Source organism: Segniliparus rotundus DSM 44985, from assembly GCF_000092825.1.
In the GTDB taxonomy this organism is placed as follows: domain Bacteria; phylum Actinomycetota; class Actinomycetes; order Mycobacteriales; family Mycobacteriaceae; genus Segniliparus; species Segniliparus rotundus.
Genome location: NC_014168.1, coordinates 989,593 through 1,013,419 on the forward strand (window position 1 = coordinate 989,593; position 23,827 = coordinate 1,013,419).

24 protein-coding genes are annotated in these 23,827 nt (G+C 65.0%); 12 read left to right on the forward strand and 12 right to left on the reverse strand.

What is annotated here, in order from left to right:
• Positions 1-68 precede the first annotated feature (68 nt).
• The 3 genes from SROT_RS05085 to SROT_RS05095 are packed head-to-tail and all read left to right on the forward strand — an operon-like array spanning position 69 to position 3,077.
• Complete coding sequence (locus tag SROT_RS05085; protein WP_013137940.1) at positions 69-860, forward strand: ComEA family DNA-binding protein; 792 nt, start codon at positions 69-71, stop codon at positions 858-860.
• Positions 857-2,449, forward strand: coding sequence for a ComEC/Rec2 family competence protein (locus tag SROT_RS15975; protein WP_013137941.1), 1,593 nt, complete (start codon positions 857-859; stop codon positions 2,447-2,449). The genes SROT_RS05085 and SROT_RS15975 overlap by 4 nt, the downstream gene beginning before the upstream one ends.
• Complete coding sequence (locus SROT_RS05095; protein WP_013137942.1) at positions 2,331-3,077, forward strand: dienelactone hydrolase family protein; 747 nt, start codon at positions 2,331-2,333, stop codon at positions 3,075-3,077. The genes SROT_RS15975 and SROT_RS05095 overlap by 119 nt, the downstream gene beginning before the upstream one ends.
• A 122-nt stretch (positions 3,078-3,199) precedes the next feature.
• Here SROT_RS05095 and SROT_RS05100 read toward each other — a convergent pair whose 3' ends face one another.
• Positions 3,200-4,165, reverse strand: coding sequence for a quinone oxidoreductase family protein (locus SROT_RS05100; protein WP_013137943.1), 966 nt, complete (start codon positions 4,163-4,165; stop codon positions 3,200-3,202).
• A gap of 584 nt (positions 4,166-4,749) precedes the next feature.
• Between SROT_RS05100 and SROT_RS17415 the strand changes: the two genes are divergently transcribed.
• The 6 genes from SROT_RS17415 (at position 4,750) to SROT_RS05130 (ending at position 11,107) form a co-directional block, all read left to right on the forward strand.
• Positions 4,750-5,046 (forward strand): hypothetical protein, encoded by a 297-nt coding sequence (locus SROT_RS17415; protein ID WP_041407690.1) that lies wholly within the window; start codon positions 4,750-4,752, stop codon positions 5,044-5,046.
• Positions 5,047-5,242: 196 nt separating this feature from the next.
• Complete coding sequence (locus SROT_RS05110; protein ID WP_245535387.1) at positions 5,243-6,184, forward strand: BMP family lipoprotein; 942 nt, start codon at positions 5,243-5,245, stop codon at positions 6,182-6,184.
• On the forward strand, positions 6,181-7,692 hold the full coding sequence (locus tag SROT_RS05115; RefSeq protein ID WP_013137946.1) for an ABC transporter ATP-binding protein: 1,512 nt from the start codon (positions 6,181-6,183) through the stop codon (positions 7,690-7,692). Before SROT_RS05110 ends, SROT_RS05115 begins: the two co-directional genes overlap by 4 nt.
• Positions 7,689-8,762, forward strand: a complete 1,074-nt coding sequence (locus SROT_RS05120; RefSeq protein ID WP_013137947.1) for an ABC transporter permease — start codon at positions 7,689-7,691, stop codon at positions 8,760-8,762. The genes SROT_RS05115 and SROT_RS05120 overlap by 4 nt, the downstream gene beginning before the upstream one ends.
• Entirely contained in the window at positions 8,759-9,961 is a 1,203-nt protein-coding gene (locus tag SROT_RS05125) for an ABC transporter permease (protein WP_013137948.1), read from the forward strand. The genes SROT_RS05120 and SROT_RS05125 overlap by 4 nt, the downstream gene beginning before the upstream one ends.
• 111 nt (positions 9,962-10,072) lie before the next feature.
• Positions 10,073-11,107: a YdcF family protein gene (locus SROT_RS05130; protein ID WP_013137949.1), complete on the forward strand. Its 1,035-nt coding sequence runs from the start codon at positions 10,073-10,075 to the stop codon at positions 11,105-11,107.
• A 773-nt stretch (positions 11,108-11,880) separates the two neighbouring features.
• Here SROT_RS05130 and SROT_RS05135 read toward each other — a convergent pair.
• Positions 11,881-12,261, reverse strand: a complete 381-nt coding sequence (locus tag SROT_RS05135; protein ID WP_013137950.1) for a chromosome partitioning protein ParB — start codon at positions 12,259-12,261, stop codon at positions 11,881-11,883.
• A gap of 148 nt (positions 12,262-12,409) precedes the next feature.
• Positions 12,410-13,045 carry an alpha/beta hydrolase family protein gene (locus tag SROT_RS05140; RefSeq protein ID WP_013137951.1) on the reverse strand — a complete coding sequence of 212 codons (636 nt, stop codon included), beginning with the start codon at positions 13,043-13,045 and terminating at the stop codon, positions 12,410-12,412.
• A gap of 46 nt (positions 13,046-13,091) precedes the next feature.
• On the opposite strand from SROT_RS05140, the gene SROT_RS15985 reads away from it, so the two are divergent.
• A complete protein-coding gene (locus SROT_RS15985; protein WP_013137952.1) occupies positions 13,092-13,772 on the forward strand; it encodes a sensor domain-containing protein in 681 nt (226 codons plus the stop codon).
• Positions 13,773-13,783: 11 nt separating this feature from the next.
• Here SROT_RS15985 and SROT_RS05145 read toward each other — a convergent pair whose 3' ends face one another.
• The gene (locus tag SROT_RS05145; protein ID WP_245535365.1) at positions 13,784-15,058 is read right to left on the reverse strand and encodes a C40 family peptidase; all 1,275 of its coding nucleotides are present in this window, start codon (positions 15,056-15,058) and stop codon (positions 13,784-13,786) included.
• A gap of 137 nt (positions 15,059-15,195) precedes the next feature.
• On the opposite strand from SROT_RS05145, the gene SROT_RS05150 reads away from it, so the two are divergent.
• The gene (locus SROT_RS05150) at positions 15,196-15,690 is read left to right on the forward strand and encodes a hypothetical protein (RefSeq protein ID WP_041406963.1); all 495 of its coding nucleotides are present in this window, start codon (positions 15,196-15,198) and stop codon (positions 15,688-15,690) included.
• A 29-nt stretch (positions 15,691-15,719) separates the two neighbouring features.
• On the opposite strand, the gene SROT_RS05155 is transcribed toward SROT_RS05150, so the two are convergent.
• Positions 15,720-16,604: a hypothetical protein gene (locus tag SROT_RS05155; protein WP_148223352.1), complete on the reverse strand. Its 885-nt coding sequence runs from the start codon at positions 16,602-16,604 to the stop codon at positions 15,720-15,722.
• Between the two features lie 11 nt (positions 16,605-16,615).
• Positions 16,616-17,800, reverse strand: coding sequence for a type VI secretion system baseplate subunit TssK (locus SROT_RS05160; RefSeq protein WP_148223353.1), 1,185 nt, complete (start codon positions 17,798-17,800; stop codon positions 16,616-16,618).
• Between the two features lie 338 nt (positions 17,801-18,138).
• Between SROT_RS05160 and SROT_RS05165 the strand changes: the two genes are divergently transcribed.
• Entirely contained in the window at positions 18,139-18,585 is a 447-nt protein-coding gene (locus SROT_RS05165; protein WP_013137957.1) for a helix-turn-helix domain-containing protein, read from the forward strand.
• 162 nt (positions 18,586-18,747) lie between these two features.
• Here SROT_RS05165 and SROT_RS05170 read toward each other — a convergent pair whose 3' ends face one another.
• From SROT_RS05170 to SROT_RS05195, 6 genes are all read right to left on the reverse strand, one after another.
• A complete protein-coding gene (locus tag SROT_RS05170; RefSeq protein WP_013137958.1) occupies positions 18,748-19,740 on the reverse strand; it encodes a hypothetical protein in 993 nt (330 codons plus the stop codon).
• Between the two features lie 233 nt (positions 19,741-19,973).
• Positions 19,974-20,318, reverse strand: a complete 345-nt coding sequence (locus SROT_RS05175) for a hypothetical protein (RefSeq protein WP_013137959.1) — start codon at positions 20,316-20,318, stop codon at positions 19,974-19,976.
• A 16-nt stretch (positions 20,319-20,334) separates the two neighbouring features.
• A complete protein-coding gene (locus tag SROT_RS05180) occupies positions 20,335-21,120 on the reverse strand; it encodes a hypothetical protein (protein ID WP_013137960.1) in 786 nt (261 codons plus the stop codon).
• Positions 21,121-21,158: 38 nt separating this feature from the next.
• A complete protein-coding gene (locus tag SROT_RS16410; protein WP_148223354.1) occupies positions 21,159-21,305 on the reverse strand; it encodes an HNH endonuclease in 147 nt (48 codons plus the stop codon).
• A 744-nt stretch (positions 21,306-22,049) separates the two neighbouring features.
• Entirely contained in the window at positions 22,050-22,397 is a 348-nt protein-coding gene (locus SROT_RS05190) for a hypothetical protein (RefSeq protein ID WP_041406967.1), read from the reverse strand.
• A gap of 231 nt (positions 22,398-22,628) precedes the next feature.
• On the reverse strand, positions 22,629-23,186 hold the full coding sequence (locus SROT_RS05195) for a hypothetical protein (protein ID WP_013137964.1): 558 nt from the start codon (positions 23,184-23,186) through the stop codon (positions 22,629-22,631).
• Positions 23,187-23,827: the final 641 nt, after the last annotated feature.

Here is a 23,827-nt window from a genome sequence, read left to right on the forward strand (position 1 = left end):
GGAATTCGTTCTCCACTGTTCGTTCTGACGGCGAAGAACGCCCGTCCTGAGCCCCTAGCGTCGAAGCCATGAGCAAACACGACGCGTTCGATGAGACGGATTTCTACGACGACGGATTCGAAGAGCCCAGGCGCTCGCGCTGGAAACATGGGGAGCAATGGTGGTCGGGGCGTGTCGCAGCCGCCGCCGCGCTGTGCGCTGTCGGCGTCCTCGCGTTGGCGTTCACGCTGTTCGACGCCACGAGGGAGGGCCCGAAGGCAGCCGCGTATCCGGCGTTGCCGAGCGTTGTTCCGCCGCCGACACAAGCGACCGAGCCGACCACGGCGGCGGCGCAGGCCCGTGAAATCGTGGTGAGCGTCGTCGGAGCGGTCCGGCAGCCCGGACTGGCCCGGTTGGCGCCCGGGGCCAGAGTGGCCGACGCTGTAGAAGCCGCAGGCGGCCTGAACCCCGACGCGGAAGCCGCGGAGTTGAACTTCGCGCAGCGATTGCAGGACGGCGACCAGGTGGTGGTGGGGGCAGCTGTGACTTCGGTGACTCCCGTCCCGCCTGCGCCCAAAGCCTCGTCTGCCCCGCGTCCTGGGCCAGTTCCTGCGGCGACTCGCGCCCCCGCTTCGAGTCGGTGCGACTGCGCCGGGGGGAGCGCTGGCGGGGCTGCGCCGTCTCGAAGCAAACAGACGGACGTCAACACTGCCACTGAGGCAGAGCTCGACATCGTGCCGGGCGTCGGCAAAAGCATCGCCCGCGCCATCGTGCAATACCGCGCGGCGCACGGGCGCATCCGAAACCTCGACGAGCTGGCCAAGGTCAAACAGGTCGGCGCGAGAAGGTTGCAGAAGCTCCGTCCCTACCTGCGCGTGTGATCGGCCCTCCTCTCGGGGTGTGGGCGGGCGCTGCGCTGACCCTCGCGCTCGGCTGGCAGACGGGGGCCGCCGTCTCGGCGCTCGGCGCCGTGTCGATGCTCGCTCTTGCGGCTTTGGCTGTTCGGTTCCCCGCTCTCCACGCTCGCCTCCCGCGCTGGTGCCTTGTCACGTTGGCTCTTCTCGCGGTCTCCGCTGCGGTGGCCGCCGAGCGCGAACACGCCAGAGCGGACCATCCGCTCTCGCAGCTCGCCCGCGGTGCGCTCATAGGGGCGCCGGAGCACGGCGGACTGCTTGTCACAGTGTGGACGACCGATGATCCCCGTCCGATCCGGGGGAATCGCGTCCTCATCCCTGGTGAGCTGCGCTCGCCCTGGACCGGGGCTTCTGTGGTTGTGCTCGCCCCGAGGGGAGCGTACGAGAACCTGGCCCCATGGCAGAGCGTCACCTTTGCGGCGAAGGCGTCGCCGCCGCGGCGCCATGACCTCACTGCCGCGTCGTTGTCCGCAGTCGGCCCGCCGCAAGCGGTCGGCCCGGCGTCATGGGCGGCCACGACGACCGGGGGGCTGCGCCGTCGATTCGTCGTTCTCTGCGAGCGAACGCTGCCCGAGGACGAGTCCATGGTGCTGCCAGCCGTCGTGTTTGGCGACACTTCGCGGATTTCCGGAAAGCTCAAAGACGAGTTCCGAAACGCGGGTCTGACCCATCTGATGGTGGTGTCCGGCGCGAATTTCGCGATTGTGCTCGGCGCGGTGCTGCTCCTGCTGCGAGTGCTCGGCGCAGGGCCTCGGTTGGCTTCGGTCGTCGCTTTTGCCGTGCTGATCGGCCTCGTCCTGCTGGTGCGGCCATCGCCGAGCGTCTTGCGCGCAGCAGTGATGGGCGCGTTGGCCCTGTTCGCGTTGTACGCGGGCAGGCGCGCGCAACCAGCGCATGCCCTCGGCCTGGCCGTCGTCGTGTTGCTGCTCTTCGATCCCGCGTTGGCACTGGACTACGGGTTCGTTCTCTCCGTCCTCGCAACTGGCGCGCTCGTGCGCCTCGCCCCGCGGTGGCAGAAAATGTTGGCGGCCCGGGGAGCCCCGCCCGCGCTCGCGGGGATGCTCGCAGCCGCAGCCGCGGCGCATATGGCCACAGCACCGGTCGTCGCCATGCTCACCGGCGAGGTCAGCCTGGTCGGTTTGATCGCGAACGTCCTGGTCGAGCCAGTCATAGGCTTGGTCACTGTCCTTGGTTGTTCCGGCGCGGCGGCGGCTGTGCTGTGGGAGCCGGCAGGGGAGCTGATCGTCCGTTTCGCAGGAGTGCCCATGACGTGGCTCGTCATGGTGGCGCGGTCGGGTGCGGCCTGTCCTTTCGGAGTGGTTCGCACGGGTTCTGGCGGCGCAGGTTTCCTCATGACCGCTGCCGCGTTGCTGGTTCTTGCCGGGGTATTGTGGCTTCTGACACGGGGAGCCGGTCCACTCGAAGGAGCATTGCCGCATGGCGTCAGCATCATCCACCATCGACGTGCAGGCTCCGGCCGGCCCGATCTCCGTCGAATTGTTCACCCCGCACAACCCGCCGCACGGCCCCGTTCCTGGCGTGGTCATGATCCATGACATCAGCGGCCCGGTGGCTGATTTGCGCAGAATCGCGCAGAAAGTCGCCGATCAGGGATACCTCGTGGCACTGCCCGACCTGTACGCGAGAGGCGGCAAGAGCAAATGCTTGGTGGGAACGGTTCGCGCGATGCTGTCCGGCAGGGGGAGCGCGTTCGACGACATCGCCGCGTTGCGCGCAGCCCTGGCCGCCGATCCCCGGTGCACTGGGCGCACGGCGATCACCGGATTCTGCCTCGGCGGTGGGTTCGCCCTGCTGTTCGCCCCTCGCGAGCAGTTCGACGTGTCCGCGCCGTTCTACCCGTCCAACATGATCCGGGGCAAGCTTCCCAAAGGTTTCGAGGAGTTGCTCGAACGCGCCTGCCCGGTGGTGGCGAGCCTTGGCGGGCGCGATCCCCTTCTCGGCAAGAAGGCCGGGACCGTGTTGGAGCGAGCACTTGCCCGGCACGGCGTTCCGCACGATGTGAAGGTGTACCCCGACGCAGGGCACTCGTTCGCCAATCAATTTCCGGAGCCGGTCGGCACACTGGCCAGAGTCGCTGGTTTCGGGTACGAGCATCAATCGGCCGAAGACGCGTGGGAGCGAGTGTTCCGCTTTTTTGAGGAGCACTTGCTCCCCTCCTCGTAGCGGCTCTCCTCCTTCCATTCGGCCGCTCCCTCCCCTTGCCGGGGGCGTGACGAGGGCGGACCCCCGGCCCTCGTCAGCGGAGAAAGCCTTGTTCAGGGCCGCAGGGGAGCGCTTTGCGCTCCTCAGGGGATCAGGACCACCGATCCGGTTGTTTGCCGTCCTTCAAGGTCGCGGTGCGCCCGTGCCGCTTCCGCCAACGGGTAGCGCCCGGTCACGTTGATCTGCACCACGCCGCGCTCGATCGCCGAGAAGAGCGCGCCGGAACGCCAATTCGTCTCTGCCCGGTCGCGGAGGTGATGCGCGAGGTTGGGCCGGGTGATGAACAGCGAGCCGCCAGCGTTGAGCCGTTGCAGTTCGAACGGGGGCACGGGGCCGCTCGCCGCTCCGAAAAGCACGACGAAGCCCCGGATACGGGTCGCTGCCAGGCTCGCCTCGAATGTCGTCTTGCCGACCCCGTCATAGACAGCGGCAGCGCCCTCGCCTCCGGTGAGTTCGCGCACCCTTGCCGCGATGTCCTCCTCGTAGCTCAGCACATGCGCGGCTCCGGCTTGCCGGGACAGTTCGGCCTTCTCTCGCGTGCCCGCTGTGGTGATGACGCGGACTCCTTTCGCCGTCGCCCACTGCGTGAGAATGAGGCCGACCCCGCCCGCTCCGGCGTGGACCAGCACGCTGTCGCCCGGCTGCGCGTCGTAGCTGGACCAGAGCAGGTAGTGCGCGGTGAGGCCTTTGAGCAGGGCAGCGGCCGCAGTCGCGAAGTCGATGCTTTCGGGCAGACGCACGATAGTGCGCTCCGGCACTGCCGCGTACTGCGCGTATCCGCCGAGAGCGCCGGTCCACGCCACCCGCTCGCCCACAGAAAACTCAGTCGCGCCCGCGCCGACCGAGACCACGGTCCCCGCGCCCTCATTGCCGGGGGTGAACGGCAACGGCACCTGGTACAAGCCGGAGCGCTGGTAGGTGTCGATGAAGTTCACTCCTGCCGCCTCGACTTTGACGAGGACTTGGCCCGCTCCTGGTTCTGGAATGGCTGTTTCGGCAGCCACGAGGACTGCTGGGCCGCCGTTCTCAGTGACTTCTATCGCGCTCATGGTACCCATGCGGTACATTCTCCAACATGAGCGAAACTCCAGCCGAGGAAGCCAAGAAGGACGCTCCCACTGCGGCGAAGCCGACTGTCGGTTTGGGCATTGCGGGGCCTGCGAAGCGTCCTGGGGCGAAGAAGTCGGCGGCGGCTGCGGAGCCTGCCAAGGCGGAGGCTCCCAAGGCCGCTGAGCCCGCGAAGGCGGAGGCTCCCAAGGCGGCTGAGCCCGCGAAGGCGGAGGCTCCCAAGGCGGCTGAGCCCGCGAAAGCGGAGGCTCCCAAGGCGGCTGAGCCCGCGAAAGCGGAGGCTCCTGCTGCTCCCACTGCGGCGAAGCCGACTGTCGGTTTGGGCATTGCGGGGCCTGCGAAGCGTCCTGGGGCGAAGAAGTCGGCGGCGGCTGCGGAGCCCGCCAAGGCGGAGGCCCCCAAGACTGCTGAGTCCGCCAAAGCGGAGCCCGCCAAAGCTGAGCCCGCGAAAGCGGAGGCTCCCAAGGCTGAGCCCGCGAAAGCGGAGGCCCCCAAGGCTGAGCCCGCCCAAAAAAATGAGACAGACAAAAAAGCACCCGAGAAGAAGCGCAAGCCCGCCACAGCGGTGAAAAAGGCGCCTGCCGCCGCTGTGAAATCCGTCCGCTCTTTCTTGGCCGCCCACGGCGGCTCCGGCAATGTCCTGCTTCAGAACATCGGCCAAGCCGGTGTGCGCGTCACTTTGGTCGGCAAAGACGGTGTTCTCGGCGACAATGTGGTTCGGGACATGGCGACGGCGAAAGCCTTGGTCGCGGCTGTGGACGGGCTGGAGGAGCCTGGCGAGTGGACTCGCGATCTCGTCAGCGCCGCAACTCCCGCGCCCGGCCACGCGCGCAAAATGGCCGGGTGGATCGCGAACGCGTGAGATGAAAGGCGGGGGGACTCTGCGCGGCGTCGTCGCGGTGTCGCTTGTGCTCGTCTCGTCCAGTTGTGTGAAGCCCGCGCCACAAGGAGCGGATGGGAGAGCTGCGCCCTGCACGCTTGCTGCGCCCCCTTCCTCCCAGCTGGATGCGCCCGAAACGGTCGTCGCGCAAGAACCTGCGGACGGAAGCCGCTTGAAAGTGGGGCTCGCGTTCGATATCGGCGGGCGGGGCGACACCTCGTTCAACGACGCCGCAGCCGCAGGCCTGGACCGGGCCGTCGAACAGCTGCGGCTGCGCCCGGAGAACCGGGCAGAGCGCTCGCCCAGCGCTGGCGAGGCCGAATCGGACAAAGAGGCCCGCTTGGCCCGCCTGGCACAAGACGGCTACACCTCGATCATCGCGGTCGGCTTCGCGTACGCCCCTGGGTTGCAGACGGTCGCGCAGCAGTTCCCGGACACGCATTTCGCGATCATCGACGCCGCAGTCCCAGGGCCGAATGTCACATCGGTCGAATTCGCCGAGGAGCAAGCTTCTTTTCTCGCCGGAGTGGTCGCCGCCTATACAAGCAAGACCTGCCATGTCGGGTTCGTCGGCGGGGTGGACAACCCGCTCATCCACAAATTCGAAGCGGGTTTCGTCCAAGGCGCGCGGGCCGCGGCGCCAAGGATCGCCATCGAGCGCAAATATTTGTCCCCGGCGGGCGACAACGCTGGGTTCCAAGATCCGGCGAAGGGCCGCATCACCGCGAACGGCGAACTGTTGCGCGGCGCGGATGTGATCTACCAGGCCGCAGGAGCCTCCGGGAAGGGGGTCATCCAGGCGGTGGCCGCGGCAGGAAAGCTCGCCATTGGCGTCGACTCCGACCAGCATGAGCAACAGAACTTGGGCGAAGCCCGGTTCAGCGTCCTCACCTCCGTGGTCAAGCGCGTGGACGTCGCTGTCTTCGATTATTTGCGCGCGGTGGCGCTCGGGCAGCTCGCCGCTTTCCCGAAGCGGTTCGACCTCGCGCTCGGCGGGGTGGGCCTGGCGACTTCCGGTGGCGGGATCGACGAGCTCCAGCCGGTGCTCGCCGCATATCGCAGAGCCATCGTCGCCGGGCAGATCCATGTCGCCGCCACCCGTTCGGAACTGCGCGAATGAGCCCGGTCGCGCTCCAGCTCACCGGCGTCGTCAAACGTTACCCCGGCGTGGTCGCGAACGACTCGGTCGCGCTCACCGTGCAGACCGGGCATGTGCACGCGATCTGCGGAGAGAACGGTGCGGGCAAGTCCACGTTGATGAAAATCCTCTACGGCATGGTCAAGCCGGACGAGGGGACCATCGCAGTGCGCGGCGAGGAAGTCGCGTTCCACTCCCCGGCGCAGGCCATCCAAGCCGGGATCGGCATGGTGCACCAGCATTTCATGCTCGCGGAGAACCTCACTGTCCTCGAAAATGTTGTGCTCGGCGCGGAGTCGCTGCATGGTATTGGCGCGAAGGCGCGGTCGGCCCTGCGCTCCCTCGCGCAGCGTTCCGGCTTAGCAGTCGACGTCGACGCGCGCGTCAGCGAGCTTGGCGTGGCCGACCGGCAACGGGTGGAGATCCTCAAAGTCCTCTACCGGGGCGCTCGCATCATCATCCTCGACGAGCCCACCGCCGTGCTCGCCCCCGCTGAGGCGGACGCGCTTTTCTCGGTGCTGCGCGCGATGCGGGCGCAGGGCTACACCTTCCTGTTCATCTCGCACAAGCTCGGTGAGGTGCGGGCCGTGGCGGACATGGTGACGGTGATCCGACGAGGCAGGACCATCGCCACCGTCGACCCGAAGACTGTGACGAACAGTCAGCTGGCCGAACTTATTGTTGGGTCGATCCCAGACCTCGCCAGGCGTGAGGCGGTCAGGGAGCCGGGCGAGCCGGTGTTGCGGCTCGCCGGGGTCTCGGTCGCGGGGGAGGGCGGGCGGCCTGAGCTCGCCGAGGTGGATCTGACCGTCCGAGAAGGTGAGATCCTCGGCGTCGCGGGCGTGGAGGGCAACGGCCAGACAGCGCTCGCCGAAGTGGTCCTGGGGATGCGCCAGGCCTGCGGCGGCACATTGGAGTTGCGCGACCGATCCGGCGATATGCGCGCGCTTGCGGGGCGCTCGGTTCTGCGGCGGCGCGCAGCGGGCGTCGGGTATGTCGCCGAGGACCGGCACCGGCATTCGCTGCTGTTGCGGCAAAGCCTTTGGCGCAACCGGGTCCTTGGGTTCCAATCGCGCCTGGCCCGTCGGCAATGGCTCGCCATCGGCGAAGCCAAGGCGCAGGCTGAGGACATCCGTGTGTCTTTCGACGTGCGCGCTCCGGGGGTCGCGACGCCGATCGGCGCGCTTTCCGGCGGCAACCAGCAGAAGTTCATCATGGGCAGGGAGTTGTCGGGCGATCCTGTGCTGCTTGTCGCGGCGCAGCCGACCCGAGGCGTGGACGTTGGGGCGCAAAGCTTGCTCTGGGGCAAGCTCCGCGAGGCGAAAGCCGGGGGACTGGCTGTGCTGCTGATCTCCGCGGACCTCGACGAGCTGCTCGCGCTGTGCGACCGGATCGTCGTGCTGCACAGCGGGCGGATCGTCGCTGAGGCGGACCCGAGGACGGTCACCGCGGGCGAGCTCGGCGCAGCCATGACCGGAGGAGCGGTATGAGCAGCCGCGTGCGGGCGGGGCTCGCCGCCATGCGCGCCCCGTCCGCGGCGGCGCTGTTGGCCGTGTCCCTTGCCGCTGCGATCCTTCTGGCCAGTGGGAAAAACCCGGTTCTGGTGGCGGAGACGATGCTGCGCCAGCTCCAGGACCAGGCGGTCCTGTGCGACATCGTGAACGCCGCCGCCGCGTACGCGCTCACCGCGTTCGCGGCCTCGTTCGGCTTTGCGATGGGTTTGTTCAACATCGGCGTCGAAGGGCAGTACCGGGTGGCCGCGGTGACCGCCGCGGTCGCCGGGGCTGAGCTGCCAGCGCCGCCGGGCACGCGCGTCGTGCTCGTCGTGCTGGTCGCGATGGCGGTCGGCGGGGCGTACGCCGCCATTCCCGCCCTGTTGAAAGTGTTCCGAGGGGTGCACGAGGTGATTAGCTCGATCATGCTCAACGCGGTGGCCGTCGGGATTGTGGCGTATATGGCGGGCGAGCAGGGTTGGGGTGTGCTCAACGGCAACAACATCGGCACCAAGGCGATGCCGCCCGATGGCGCGGTCGGCAGTTTCAGCTTCGGCTTCGGGAAGATCTTCGGGCTTTCCCTCTTGGCGCTCGTCGTCGCCGCAGGGTACTGGGTGACGCTCTCACGCACGCGGTTCGGCTTTGAGCTCCTCGCCAGCGGCGAGTCGGGAACCGCCGCGCGCGCGGGCGGGGTGGACGCGAAACGGACGACCGTCGCGGCGATGGCGCTCTCCGGGGCTGTCGCCGGGCTCGCCGCGCTGCCGGAGCTCACCAGCCGCGACCACAGCTACCTGGTCACCTCGACCGCTGGGTACGGGTTCGCCGGGGTCGCGGTCGCGTTGATCGGCCGAGGCCATCCGGTCGGCGTGGTCGCCGGGGCGCTCCTCTGGGCGTTTTTGGACAAGTCAGCTGTGGCGTTGGACGCGGTGTCGGTGCCGAAAGAAATCGTGTTGATCTTGCAGGGGACGGCGGTGCTGGCCGTGGTGATCGCGCACGAGCTGACCCGGCGGTTCGAGGCGGCGCAGGCCCAGCGCCGCGCGCGGACCGCTGTCGGGGGAGCCGCGTGAGCGCAAAAACGTTCCGGTGGGCGCTGCCGGTCAGCGCGGCGCTGCTGCTGGTCTCGGTGACGACGGCGTTGACCCATGCGTATGATCTGACCAGCCCTGGAGTCGTCCGAACCGGGCTGGCCCTCGCCATCCCGATCGCTCTCGCCGCTCTGGGCGGCCTGTGGGCGGAGCGTTCCGGCGTCGTCAATATCGGGCTTGAGGGCATGATGATTCTGGGCTCCTGGGGCGCTGCATGGGGCTCGTTGCAGTTCGGGCCGCTGTTCGGTCTGTTGGCCGCAGCGGTTTTCGGCGCGGCGGGGGGAGCGCTGCACGCGCTCGCCACCGTCACATTCCGGGTGAACCACATCGTTTCCGGCGTGGCGGTCAACTTGCTCGGCGCGGGTGTCGCCAAATACCTCGCGAACCTCGTTTTCTTCCCGCTGTCGAAGAATCCGCGCGAGTCGCCCCCGGTGCAGACGCTGCGCTCGTTCGACGTGCCGTTTCTGCCGCGCTGGTGCCAATCGCTCGCCGAGCGGCATTGGTTCCTGGTGAGCGATCTCGCCGGCGTCCTCGGCGGGGCGGCCAGCGGGCTCTCGGCGCTCACGGTCGGCGGCCTCGCCTTGGTTCCGTTGAGCTTCTGGCTGTTGTGGCGGACCCGGTTCGGCCTCCGGTTGCGCAGCTGCGGGGAAAATCCCGCCGCTGCCGCCTCGCTCGGCGTCAAGGTGCGGTTGTGCCAGTACACGGCGCTGTTGGTCTCCGGAGCCATGGCGGGCCTCGGCGGTGCGGCGCTCGTGGTCGCGCCGGGGCAGATCGGCTACAGCGAAGGGCAGACCGGGGGCCGGGGCTACATCGGCCTCGCCGCGATGATCTTCGGGAACTGGCGCCCTGGCGGTTTGCTCGGCGCGTGCGCCCTTTTCGGCTACGCCGACGGTTTGCGCCTGGCCACCCCTGGCTGGGTGGTCGGGGCCTTCTTGTACGGCGCTGTTTTGGCGTTGGCGGCCCTCGCCGCTGTTCGGCTGTCACGAGGCCAGCGCGTAGCTGGCCTCGTGACAGCGGCGATCGCCGCCGGACTCTGGTGCCTGTACTGGTGCACCTCGGCGTTGCCCAACGAGTTCACCGACTATTTGCCGCATATGTTGACTTTGATGGTCCTCGCGCTCGGCGCGAGCAAGCTCCGGCCTCCGGCGGCGTTGGGCGAGACTTCGCAGTCGGAGCATTGACCTGCCGGATCTTCCTCTGCGGCCCGAGCCAAGCGATCTGCGCTCCGCACCAGTAGACAGGTTCTCCACAAAACCGTAATCTTTCTGTGACCGTATTTCCGAGGAGGATTTTTGGCAACACACGTCAGGCGCACATCGTCCTTGGCCGCGTGCGCCCTTGCGCTGCTGTTGTCCGCGTTCGCCGTCGCGGGCGCCGCTGAGGCAAGCCCTGTGCAAGGCGTCGACCCGTCGTGCGCAGACCCGCAGTCGCAGTACAGCGAGGACGACGACGCCGACGGCGAGTGCTCGGACCCCCAGCCAGAGCCCGCCATCGCCCAGCAGGACCAGGGCTCGCTGTACTCGGCCGCGTCTGCCGAGCTCAGCGCGGGCAATGTGGCGCAAGCGGTGCAGGACTACCGGGGCATTGTCGAGGCCGCGCCGCAGGACGCGAACGCGTTGATGTACCTCGCGGGTTGGTCCACGTTCCTCAGCCAGCAAGGCCTCGGCGACACGGACGACGTGGACCTGTACAAGAGCCAACTGGAAACGGCAGACCCGGCTCGGGGCGTCGATCTGGACCGGATGCTCACGGCGATCCAGTCCCAAGCGTCCGCGCCGCTGAGCGAAGAGGTGCCAGCGGCGGACTCCTTGCGCGGCGCGGCGACGACGATTGTCACGCTCGGCGCAGGGCTGCGCCCAGACGGGTCCATGCCGCAGGTGCTCCTCGAGCGGTTGAAGAAAACGCTGGATCTGGCATTGGCCGACCCAGAGGCTTCGATCATCGTCACCGGCGGCAAGCCGCAGAACGGCCTGACCGAGGCCGACGCGATGGCGGACTGGCTTGTCGGCCAAGGCGTGGACCCCGCGCGGGTCCACAAAGAGGACCGCTCTGCGAGCACAGTGCAGAACGCCCTCAACAGCGCGAGCATTCTGCGTTCGCTCAAACCCTCGCAACTGGTCGTCGTCACGTCGGCGAACCATGCGCGCCGCGCCAGCGCGCTCTTGGAGCTCGTCGCGCAAACCGCCCTGGACCCTGGTTTCGACCTCATCTCTGTGGCGAGTGTGGACCCCGCGCAGGCTGGCTACGACGAGAGCGCAGACCCGCAGGCGGGGGAGCTGCGCGCGATGTATCGGGACAGTTTCAGCGTGGTGCGGCCCGGGATGTAGGGGCGCCTGGGCCGAGGGAGACCGGCGGCGTGCCCGAGCGGCGTCTTTGCGTGCGTCGCCGTTCATGAACGGGAAAATCATTCGACTGCTGTTTGCCGTCGCGAGAGAATGGCCCTATGAGATCGTGCAGCAGACCGGGGCCTTTGTCGTCCGTGAAGTTCCGTTGGTAGTTCTACCAGGGCGTTTGTGGGAGACGGTGTTTATGGGGGAGGGGTGTCTAGCTGCAATCTTGCAAGTTGGTGGCGTTGTCTTGGCTTAGAGTTTTACGGTGCTGCTGCGTACTTGTTGCGTACTGAGAGAGATACGCCTATAAGGCTGCATCCTTCGCTCAACCTAGCCTGATGACAATTGAGCGCAGAGAGCCACGCATGGCCCGGATGAACATCGACGCGCTGAATCAGCCTCACGGGGGATGCTCTACGACCACCCTTCCCGTACCTCGGCGGCATCGTGGGCGTGAGCCAGGGCGGCGGCTGATGTCCTTGCGAACAAGCAGGCAGCCCATAGGGACTGCAACAGGGCGAAGAGCGACACCACTGTCACCGACCTCAGACGACGGTACGTCACTGAGAGGGCATGGGCGTAGACCGCACCTGAACCCAAATGCTCACGACGACAATAACAACCCCCCATTTCAACGCAACGCTCTGACCTGCGGAAATAGAAATTTCTCTGGTGGAAACACCCAGGGGGGATACCCCCCACGGTAGCCCTTCCGCACCTCGGCGGCATAGGCGAACGCCCCCCTTGGAAAAATTCCCCCAAATCGAGTGTCATCCGCTCTCGGCCTCCAACACGCGCATCACCCTGTGGTGCGGACCCGCCACCGATCCGGTCGTGTCCATCTCCCCCAGCGAACAGCGCGCGGCCTCGCGCACCTCGTCCGGCGTTTCGGGGTCGTCGGCCAAGTCCTTGAACTTGCGGACTTTGCTGATGGTGTCGTGGCTGTAGCCGACCGCCTGCGCCGCGACCTCACGGGACTTCGGCTCAGGCTGTAACGCTTGTGCAGAATCTTCACAAGCGTTCTCCCCCTTCGGTTTTCCAGGTGCGGTTTGGCCGTGGGCCTTCCGCTCCTGGGCCACGGGCCGCAGCGCCGCCTCTATCGCGCTGGCCATCGCCTCGGCCTCGGTGGGGGTGAACGGCTTGCGCTGCATGCCATGATGGGACGGGCCGTCCGCTCATGGGGTCCGGTTTCTTGGTTGTCTAACTCGGTTTCGCGGCTCTACGGCGATCTGAGAGCGTTTCCCCTGCTCGGCCTTGGTAGCAGTTTGTGTGTTGCGCTCATAAGCTTATTGCTCGCGGTCACGCTTCGGGCGAGTGACCGGCTATGAGCGCGGCGACCGCGCGTAAGGACGTGTCGTCGGGTCGCCAATAGGGGCCTGCTCCTGGAGGTTCCTGGATATGGTGCCATTGCGTCCCCTCGTAGCGCGACGGGCGTGGGCTAGGGTTCTTCAGGCTCTGTATGAGCACCGCGCGGTCGGCCAAGCTCTCTTGCGATCCTTCCACCGCTTCGATCACCGCTTTGCGTCCGAGGCCGTGACCGATGAGCGTCACCTGCTGGTCTTGCCGCGTCCTTGTGAACGGCAGGGCGCGCAGCTCTTTCCCAAGCAAGCCAGCGGCTGGAGTGATATCGTCGCTTTCCAGAACCAATACCGCCACTTCCCCAGCTGGGTCGAGCACTGTGCGAGCCGCCGCATGCAAGGTGGCCGCGAGTTCGACGTTGCGGCGAAAATCCAACCCTCCTTTCACGAGCGGCAGCTTGTCCGGCACGAACACCCCCAGCCGTGAAGCCGTGTCCGGGTTGCCGACCGAGATTCCCACCATCCCGGCGGGGTCGAAATAGAACAGGAGCAACGCCGGAGCCTCTACGCCGTCCGCGCCAGCCTGCAAAGGCTCCGTCGCCTTCTTGATCGCTTGAAGCCGCCGCAACTCCACCATCGCACTCCCAACCTTTCCGCACAGCCCCACGCCGTACACTCCCACTATGGCCCGAACCCGAACCGCCGCGCTCCTCGCCCTGGCCGTGCTCGCCGCTCCCGCATGCGCCCGCACCACAACAGGAGCCAGCGCCCCGCAAGCCCACGCCGACCCCACCACAGCGCCAAGCGCCCCAAGCGCGTTCCCCGCAGAGAAAATCGACACACTGTTGCTCAGCTTGGACGAAGTCAACAGGATCGTGAGTCCAGACCAACCTGCAAAATATTTCTACCAAAAGCCCGCCGAGAACAAACCGTACTCGCAGGAGCAACCAACGATTACGCCATGCGGCAAGGCATTGGCAATTGGAACGGTTTATTCTGTGGGTAAGGATTGGTCTGCTTACAGGTCAACAGAATACGATGCTACTCAGAATGTCGATATCCGTTTAATAGTAGTCGCGTATCCAAGCGAGCAGCTAGCAGAAGAAGCTTTTTCTCGAATTGCAGGGGGACTCAAGTCTTGCGCGACTGACGACGAGTTCGCGCTTGACGGGGTTACAGGAATTTCTGCGAAGTGGCACTCAAATTTTCCGAGTAGCGAAACACACTCCGTTGCCCTCAAACTGCACGACGAGATAGCCAGAGCTAAAAATGTTTTGATTCAAGTGGAATCATCTGATCCCGGATCAGGATCGGATCACGTATCCGGTGTGATCGAGAAAGTCTCTCAAAGAGCCTCCGCGTAGCCCCCGACCACCTACTTGAGATGGACAACTGTTATTCCGCGACCATCATCAAGGGATGACCTCGTTTGCATATGCACAGGAGTTCCTGACGTATTTGTCTCTACCGTCACGCCGTTACCCATGTAGATCGCCACATGTTCACTCCCTTTCGGTCCGTAATAAACAAGGTCTCCAGGCTGCGCCTCAGATGGTGGCACAACCACCCCGGCAGGGTTTGCGCCGCTGGTTATCTTGCTGAGCTGGGCTCCGCTATTATGGTCGGGGTCATAACCTGTCGCCTGGAAGACCGAATACTCGGCCAATCCGCTGCAATCGAAGCCCTTATGTTCGTAATCATGGCGTGAGTCGCCAAAACCTTGATGGAAGACGCCGTTCCTGTCTGTGTAGCTGTCGCGCGTGCCTGGTTGACTCGTCCCATTTGGCCCACCGCCTCCCCACACGTATCGAGTGCCTTGTTGCCTTGCGGCAGCGCCGATGACCTTTAACCCCTTGTCGCTCACTGACTCCGGGTTCGGGTAAGCCGCAGGGATTTCACCTTTCGGCCGCAGCGAGCCATCGGGGTTCTTGCCCGCCAAATAGTCTTTCCAGTTCTGATCCCTTTGCGCCCCTGGGCCAGTGGGCGGGTACCCTGGCGGGTTATCCGCGCCGGGCACATCCGACTTCCACCCCGGCTCGGACGGGTAATCCGCTGGATCGCCCGGAGCTTTGGGCACCACGTAGCCGGGGTCGCCTGGTTTTGCGTTCGCGCCTGGAACATGGTCGCCTGGTTGGCCTTGGTCATGCTGTTTGTCGTCTGGCTGCGGCTGGTCGGGTTGCGCTGGTGGTTGTTGCGGGTTTGGGGTTTGTCCGAGGCCGAGCTGCGGCATGGGGGATTCGTAGAGGGCTTGGCGTGCTTTGGCGATGTCGCCCATGGTCTCGTGGTCGGCTTGGTCGAGCGCTGTCAGAGCGCTGCTGAGCCGTGGCTGGAGTTGTTCTTGGGCTTGCGCGCGGTGCATGTTCGGGCGTTGGGTGTCTTGGAGCTTCCAGTCGTCGCTGACGGTGAAGCCCTGGCTTTGCGCGTCCTGCAGCACATCTCGCAGCCCTTGGACGGCGGGCGCCAGTTTTTGCGCCCCGCTTGTGTACGCATTGGCCAGCCCGGCCAAAGATTCGGAGAAGGCGCGCAACGATTTCGTGTTCACGCCCATCTGCTCGCCCAACGCCGTGCCGAATGTGCCGCGTATATGCTCGCCCAACGCTTTCCCACGGCCTTCCGCGTCGTCGCTGTCCTTCTGCGCCGTTTGCGTCATCGACCGCAAAGCGTCCCCCTGCTGGCCCAACCCCGCAGGGTTCCACTTCTCAAACTCAGACTTCGACGGCCTCGCCATCACTCGCCTCCCTGTTTCACACCAGACGGAATCGGTACACTCTGCATATCAACCTGACTATGACGGAGGATCCGATCATGAAACGCAACTTCTTCGCCGCCGCTGTGGTGACGATATTCGTGGCTGGGCTTGGGGCTTGCCAGAGGAGCGCCCCGGCCACCCTTACAGCTCATGCCGAACCCGCTGCCAGCTCGAATGAGATAGGAGCGTTCACGGGGGACTGGGAAGGCCACGGGGGCGGCGTGGTCATCGATGAGTCCGGGCATGGTGTTCGGACTATCCATAACGGCGCGAGCGATCCAGGGACGAAAACGACCTTCACCATCACGGGAGTGAGGCGGATGGGCGATGGAATTGTTGCGGACTACTCCGCTGACAGTGGGTCGGGGAAACTGACATTTTTCTGCACGTCGGACGGGGGCAATCTCAACAGGGGTGATTTGCTTATGGACTCGTGGCCGCTCCACGCCGAAACTGCTGGTTCGGGGCAGGCTAATGACGACTCGGTCATCCAAGCCAAGCGAGACAAGTACTGCATAGCTCAGCGCTCCTGAAAAGTCAAAGTCCTTGTGCGAAATTGGATTCATCCGACACCCAGTTGCCCGGCGAGGTCTTCCGCGCCTTGCCACCATTGCTTATAGTTCGAACCTGACGAATCAAATGACCCCTGGACCGCTTGCGCCGCTGCCCAAGGGGTCATTGACTCATAGTTCACCGAACTCAGCCCAGCATTGGTCTTTCCGTCAGGATGCACGTACCCCTTGAAGAAGCGATCTGCGGCAGTGTGGGGGTCCATCATGTTCGGAATATCATCTCCCCATATTCCGACCTGCTGCTGGAATATGCCGATGGAGTTGTGATCGCTGCCCAAGATCGGTGTGCCGTCTGGATTCTTATCTGCGTACTGTTGCGATTGGGGGAACTTCACACTGCCGTAATTCTGGAGTTTGCCCTCGTCTAGCGCGGTCATCAATGCGATTTCGATCCCTTTTTTGCTGACGCCTAGTTTCTTGCCTTCTTCAACTATGGCCTTCGCGTTTTTCACTTGATCGGGGTTGAGCTGCATTTTTTGCCCGTTCGGGCCTGTGATAGAGACCGGGCCGTCTGGTGTCGGCTGATCGCCTGGAGGCGTTTCATTGGCCGGGGGCGGCTGTTCATCGTTTGGTTTGCCTTCTGGGCCGGGTGGGTCGCCGCTGGTGTCGATTTTCAGTCCTGCGGCGTTGGCCTCGTCTTGGCCGGTGATGGTGGCGACGGCGTCGAGGACTTCTTTGGCGACTCTGGGGGGCCAGTCGGCTTGGGCTTGGAGGTGTTGTTTGAGCGTCTGCTCTACCTGCGTGGTCTCGGTGGCGGTGTCCGAGCCTGGGAGCGCTTGCCCGACGCTTTCCGAGAGCGACACTTTGCCGACCAATCCGGCGAGGGACTGGCCCACGCCGATGAGCCCTTTCGCGCCCGCCCGCGCCTCGTCCACATCCAATTCCATCAGATCCAGCCTCCTTGCAATTGCTCTGATTCGTCGCGTGCGCCTCGTCCGATGACGTCGCGGGTCGATTCGGCGTCTTGGGCGACGCTGTAGTGCTCGTAGGCTGTGTCGGCCAATTCTTCCGCGTCCAGGGTCCGGTCTGCCGCATGGGCGCTCAAAAGGATTTCGAGGATGGCGCACACCCTGGCGGCGTAGAACGGGGCGGCGTAGGCGGCGACCCCGCCAGCGGGGAGCACGGTGTCCTCGTCCATCAGCCCGCCTGAGACGGGTCCGAGGCGTTCCTCTGCGACACGGCGCGACTGGGCTTCCCTAGTGAGGAACCGCGCCCACTCCCGCACGGGGCCGATCCAGCCCCAATCCCCGAACCCGGCCTCGAACCCGCGCACCATCTCCGAGAGCTTCGGGTAGTTCTTCTCCACCTCGCCCAGCCTGGCCGCGTCTCGCAGCAGGGCCTTGGCCGCGTTCCAGCGCTGCCACGGATGCAGAGATGCGGCTTGGGCGAGCGTTCCCGGCAAGACTGCCTCCGCGCGATGCACGCCCGCGCCCGACTGGCCTTGCCCGCTCGGGGGCACGCGCTCCGCGAGCGCGGCGCCCCGCGCTACGACGAACTCCGCCACACGGTCGCCTATCGGCTCGCTGCTCGCGACCGCCAAGAGCTGCACGCCGCCGTTGCGGGACTCGGCCAAGCGCAGGCAGTGCCCCGCAACGATCCGCGCGGGATTACAGAGCCCCTGCCAGCCCATCGCGTCCGCAAGCGGCGCGGACGGGTCGAACACCAGCCGCACGGCCTGATCCCACCGCACCCCGGCAGGGATGTGGCCCAACCCCTCGTTGCTCGTCGCGAACAACACCACCTGCCCGCACACCTGGAACACCCCGGCAGCCCAACCCACCCCAGGATGAGAACCGGACTGCGCCGCTAAAGCCCCCACAACCCGCACGGCGCGCGAGAGCCCGACCCCCTGCGGCGAATCAGCAGACGGCGCGGCAGGCCGAGCCGGAACTGATTGGCCCATAGCGGCACCGTGCGCCGTCGCCCGCGCCACGACCACGCGCTGCTGCTCCTCGGCCCGCAGATCCTCCTCCTGCTCTTCCAGCTCCCGCAGACGCGCGTCATGCCACCGCTGCACGCTGCTACGCCCCAACGGGTCGAACCCCTTACCGCCCCTGCGATGACGCGCCACGCTCCTACCAGCCCCCCGGCACGGCCAGGGGCACGATGCAACCACGCACTGCCTCTAAGGGCGCGTGGGGCGACACGACCATCCGGCACCTTTCAGTAATTCCGTGCCGAGACACACCGAACCATTGCCTCGGTGTTGCTGGCGAGTATTGCGAAGAGTGTAGCGCCAGAACCATCCGGCGGCAACTCTGGACACCCATAAATGATCGAGTGGGCTCTCTGCGGGAAAGAACATTTGAGACCGTATGGATGAACGGTCTATGACGAAGTTCTGTGACAAAGCGGACCGTGCTCAGAAGACTCGGTTCCCATGCTCGACAGCGACCAAGCCCCGCTGCGATGACCCGCAGAGTCACCAGAGGATTCCGACCCGACCTGCTCGCGAGCATCCGCGTCAAGAACGGTTTGGAGATTGTGGACCTCGCCCGTCTCGCCCAAGTCCCAGCCCAAACCATCCGCGACTGGGAGAACGGCAAGACCACGCCGCAGATCGACACCCTGGTCAAAATCGCCTCAGTGCTCAAACGGCCCATCAGCTCCCTGGTGAGCGTGCCCAAGACCCAGCGCAAGCTTTCCGACCTGCGTATTCTCGCAGGACTCACCCAACCTCAGCTCGCCAAAACGCTCGGCATCTCCACCAGCAGCTACGGCGAACTCGAACGCGCCATGCGACCAATCCCCGAACACCTCCTCGGCCCTCTCTCATCCACGCTGGGAGTCAGCCCAGGCGAAGCCCAAAAGGCATGGCTCAACGCAAAGAACCGGGCACCCGGCACCCCGGCGTGACAGCGCGGACGCGACAAACTCGTCTCACAGACCCAAACAAAGGGGCGTCAAGACCCGCTCGCCGCCCCATCACCCTCTCTGGGCCGTCCTTCGACCAATGGCATGGGCAACAATTTCCGAAAACCTGACACCACGCGAGGAAGGCTGACCGAGCGGTCGGCGTCATCGCCCCCAGCGATTCCGACCCCCTACCCCTGGTGTGTTTGGGATCCGAGGCTGGTGCGCCGGTCGTGGCAGGGATTGCGCGAGGCGTGTCCGTTTGTGAATGATCGGTTTTTGTGCACCGAGGGCTCTGCGGGCGCCGGTTCTGCGGCGCGGGCGTTGTTCTGCGGCTTTGTCGGCCCATTCGGCGAAACTTTTGGCCTCCTCCAGGTTGTGGGCCGCTTTCCGCCTGTACTTCCAGCTCAGGCCGAGCAGCGCGGTGAGCGCTAACGGCGCGCCGTCTATATAGAGGAAGAACTCGGCCACGCCGAGCCAGCCGTGTCGTATGTGGTCCGGGCCGTTCACGAAATGCCGCCATGCGACCAGGGCCACTGGCGTGACCAGCGCGCCGAGGGCTAACGTGGCGATGGTCGCGCAGAGCTCCCTGTTCTCAGCCTTGGAGGTGGCTTGCGCCGCGAGCACGCGCAGCTGCGGGCGGGTCATCTCATCAACGCTGTACCCGCCGAGCCATTCGGAGCCCCCGCGCTGCACGTCCAGCGCTGCGACATCCTCAGCGTCGAGATGCACGAGGTAGTGCGGCCGGAAAGGCTTGCCGGGATGGCGTTTCCGCCACCGCGCCTCGGCCTCGGCGCGGCGACGGTGGTTGTCCGCGCCGAGCCTGCGGCAAACGCTCAACCCCCGTGCAGCCTGCCAGAAAGAGAAGAATCCGCCCGCAGCGTAAACGGCGATCACCAAGGGCAGCCACCAAGGGCGTCCAGCTCCCGAAAGCAGGAGACTGAACATGAGAACCAACGCCCCGGTCGAGCAGACCAAGCCGAGCAGAACCATCCCCGCCGTCAGCCACGCGAAATACCGCCGCGTCCGCACGCCCACCCTTGCCGAAGCATCTATCTGGACTTGCCCGAAGAGCTTGCGGACAATCTTTCGCGGCCACAGAATGCCCCTGCGCCGCCAAACTCGGGAAACCAGGCCCTTGCCATCGTGTTCGCTCATACGCATGAGTATGAGCTTTGGCGCCGACAAACCCCTTTGCGCCACAGTGCGCCAAGGGCCAAACTCGCCTGAAAACGTGGCGCGAATCTCCTCACATCGCCCCACGCAATCAGGGCTCCGCGCGTTCGGGGGGGTACCGGGAACAGCGCCGGGTTAGGTTCCGGGGTTTTCGCCGGGGGGCTCCCCCCAGGGGGTGAATAAATATTCACGAGCTACCCATAGCGTGGTTAGACTCATGCCTGCTCGACCCGTGTCCATTCGCCAGTGGTGAGCACCTCGATCTCCCACACGCCAGGATGCGCATTGTCCAACACTTTCACCACGGTGTGGACCACGGTGAAACCGGCGTGGGTGACGCGGACCATGGCGTTCCCGCCGCCGAATTCCATCACGAGGAGGGCGGGCGTGCTGGCGACGTCGAGCTTGATCCGCGCCTTGCGGGGCTCGTGGATCTCGCTGACCGGGACCAGGGCCTGCTCGATGCTCAAATACGCCGAGTACGGCAGGTCCCAAGTCTGTCCGCCGACGACGACCCGCACCCCGTCGCCAAGGGACGGCGCAGAATCGGCGGCGCTCACGCCTCGATGCTACCGGTCATCTGCCGTTGACAAGGTCGTTCTGCCAGGCGATCAGCACGCCCATGACGAACACGCAGAACGCGCCGCCGCCCACCAGGATCGCAAGCGAAACGGCCAGAGTGGTCCTGACCTTCCACTTCTCCGCCCGGCTCGTGGCATGTTTCCTGGCAGCGAGAGCCCGAAGCAGGGGCACGATGGACGACAAGACGGTTGCGGGGGGCGTGAAGAACGCGATGGTGGCGCTCAACGCGTAGTTCGAGGCGCGCCCGAGAAGCACTGCGACGAGCCAACCTCCGAGGAGCACCACGAGCGGAAGGACCGTCGCCCTGGTCGCCCGTTCGACCTTTTCCGACGACTCCTCGGACGTGGTGTCCCGATGGCTCGGCTCGGGTGCGGCCTCGTCCTGCCAGTCGTCCACCAGTACGATCCCGGCTGCTTTGAGCTTACTGAAATCGACCTCCTCGTCCTGCGAGAGAGTGTTGTCGATGACGAGCGCGATGTTGACGGGGAAAGCCCGCATGCCCTCGTGAAGCTGCATGCCAGCGATCCTGCTGGCGACCACAACCGCGTAGATCCTGACGAAAGCGCCATCCCCGTCCTCGCCCAGGAACTCCGCTTGAGCCCGCCCGAGTACCGCAGTGTCAGAGGTGCGGTACTTCAGCGGCTTCTGCAAAAAGGCGAGAACATAGTCGGGACGGTCCGATCCTGGGATCTCGCGCATCAGCTTCGCGTCGACCGGAAGGTCGCCTGGGTCCAGGCCAGGGATGACCTCATCGTAATCGGTGATCGTGAATCCCGCCATGCGGGAAGCCTAGCAACCTTCTGGTCAGCACGACAGCTCTACCACTGCCGCCCGTGCCGCTCAGGCTGCGACCTACGGGTGCCGTTGCCTCGCTCTAGGTTGCACCCGAGGTGCATGGCTCTGAGCTCTCCGAGGTTGTCGCCGCCCAAGCTGACCGGCACCACATGGTCTGCGCTGCCGCTCATAGGGTCCGGGTATCTCACATCGGGGTCGATCCACTGCCCGCACCAAGAGCAGGTGTCTTGCTCACGCAGGGTCTTCGCGCGTTTGCGGCGGTAAGCCCTGTGACTGGTCCTAGTGCTCGCCATAACCCCTCGTGGTCGTGCGCGGGACGGCCATGCTCGCTCTGATCGCCTAGCTCCGAGAGCCGACACGCCGACAGCAGACAGGCGACACGCCGACAGGGCTCGTTTCCAAAGGGCGAGCAGGACTCGTTCTGACCCGCAGGCAGCCGACACTTCGCACCAGCGAATGTGCCGATTTGCAGATGTCAAGGGTTGAAATCCATATGGATTTCGACCCTGGCGCGCTCTGTCTCGACGTGTATATGGTTAGCGCGCCCCAGAAAGGCTCTGGGGCGCGCTAACCCGAGGAGGTGACGCCGAGATGATTCAAGTACTTGAAATTGCAATCATCATGGCCATCATCGGGATGGTCCTTGCTTTCGCAAGCAAGGTCATCCTGATGTTCCGCAATCTGCGGTGAGGCCATGACCTCAGTTCGGTGGCCGACGGGCCAACGTCGGCCACCGAACCCGCAGGCTCGGAACATCGCGCACTACGCGCCCCTTCATGCATAGCACAAACCGCTATATTTAGAAATAGCAGAAAAACACAAAACACAGCGGATCGCGCACAACGCCCGTTCACGCAGCTAGATCCTGCTTCCAGCCCAGCGAACAGCATCAAGACTCACGCGGTCGGCACCGCTCAGGCCAGCAGTCCCGCTTTGCCCAGCTCCTCGTAAAGGATTCGGGCGAACCGCTCTGCGTCCTTGCCGTCGAGATGGTTTAAGAAGCGTTTCCTCTGCGGAGGAAGGGTGAACTTATCGAGCTCGCCCACCCTGCCACCTAATCTGCGGACAGCCTCGAACAACGCCTCCTGCACCCGCTCCGGGTCCGCGCCGCCCACCCGCTCCGGGTGAATGCTCTCAAGGTAGCCGCCGCTCATGGCTCTGCCAGGCACTTGGCGGAAGAACCGCGCAGCCGCGCGGGCAGAACGAGCCGAGCACGGCACCTCTGGATGGCGCACAATCACCGCAGGATCGAACGGCGACATCGAAGTAGGTGAAACACAACCTGGCCCCCTCTTCCGCGCAACTGAGCGGTCCCCGGCATTCCTGGTACTGCCCTGTGGAGTCTAAGGCGACAGTCGGGGGTGGCGGGTGGTCTCGGAGGGTTCGCGGGCAGGTGCGGTCAGGAGGCGGCAAGCAGAAACGACGCAGTGAGTGCTCGGTATAACGAAGCCCTGAGGCGACGACGCGGTTGTAGCGATCGAAGGCGAAATACCTTATTGGGTTGGGGTTGACGGCGGACTAGAGGGAGTCGCGCCGGTCTGAGAAGTGGCTGAATCGCCGCATTTGCCGCTTGCGCGTCGATCAGCGATGATCTGATCGACAGGCTTTTTGATCTCTGCCCGAAGCTCGTCAGTCGCCGCGACAAGCCATTTGCCGTCTTCGTACACCATATTGAAGGTCACTTGAATGCCCATAGTCCCAACGCGGACAACCGCGTGCTGGCTGTCGTCCAATCGCACTCCCACCGCTTTCAGCGGCAGATCCTGCATCGAGCTGCGGCAAGTGCTGTTCAACCTGACGTAATCCGCTTGGGAGATCACATCGCGAACTTCCTTGTCGTACAAGAGCCAGACCCCCGCTAGATCGTTGGCTGAACGGCGGTCGGCATACTCCTGTGCGGCGGCAGTCGCGGCTTCGAGTGTCTGTGGAACGGCGGCAGTCGAGGGCGTCTCTTGATGGGAGTCGGGGCGACCCTGCGAAACCGATCTGTCACACGAGGTCAGCAGCGAGGTCAAAAACAGAAGCATCGTGGCGGCCAAAATGCGAGGCATAGCCAGTAACTCTAGCTTCGGTGTGTTAGAAGCGGGACGTGCCCCGGCTCTCCGGCTGGTGCGATATCGCTTCACATTCCCGCGATGACGAAAGCGTAGCTGCCCGCATCGGCTGGAAGGCCGTGTTTCCAGGGTTTTCACGCCCATTCTCGCAGTTCAATCAAGCTCGGGCGTTCCAGAAATCCCAGGATCCCGTTCCGGGACGTTCTAAGCCATACGCGCTGAACAGGGCCTCAACAATTTCCAGCCAGTCCCATCGGGTACCCTAGCATGAAGAGGAACGCCCCTAGTTCAAAGGCGATTCCGACCCATCCCCGATGCTGCTGGCCCCATCCTGTGAAGGCCGTAACCGCGCCGTAGAGAACTCCCACGAACAGGAGGGTTCCGCCGAGAGCTAAGAATGACCAGCCAAGGGCGGATAAGGAGAAAAAGCCGCTGAGTCTTGGTCCCTAGCCGCTCTTCCGGCCGGAGATCGGCTGGAGCCCTCAGCCTGGGCCAGAGGCTTTTCGCATACCGAGCCCACCGTGACGGCCTTCTTCTCCTACTCGTGTGATCGACTCCAGAACGCTCTGACATTTCTTTCATGCCCTGGAGTATGGGAGAGGGGCACCGATAACACGCAACGGCCGAAATCCACGGCC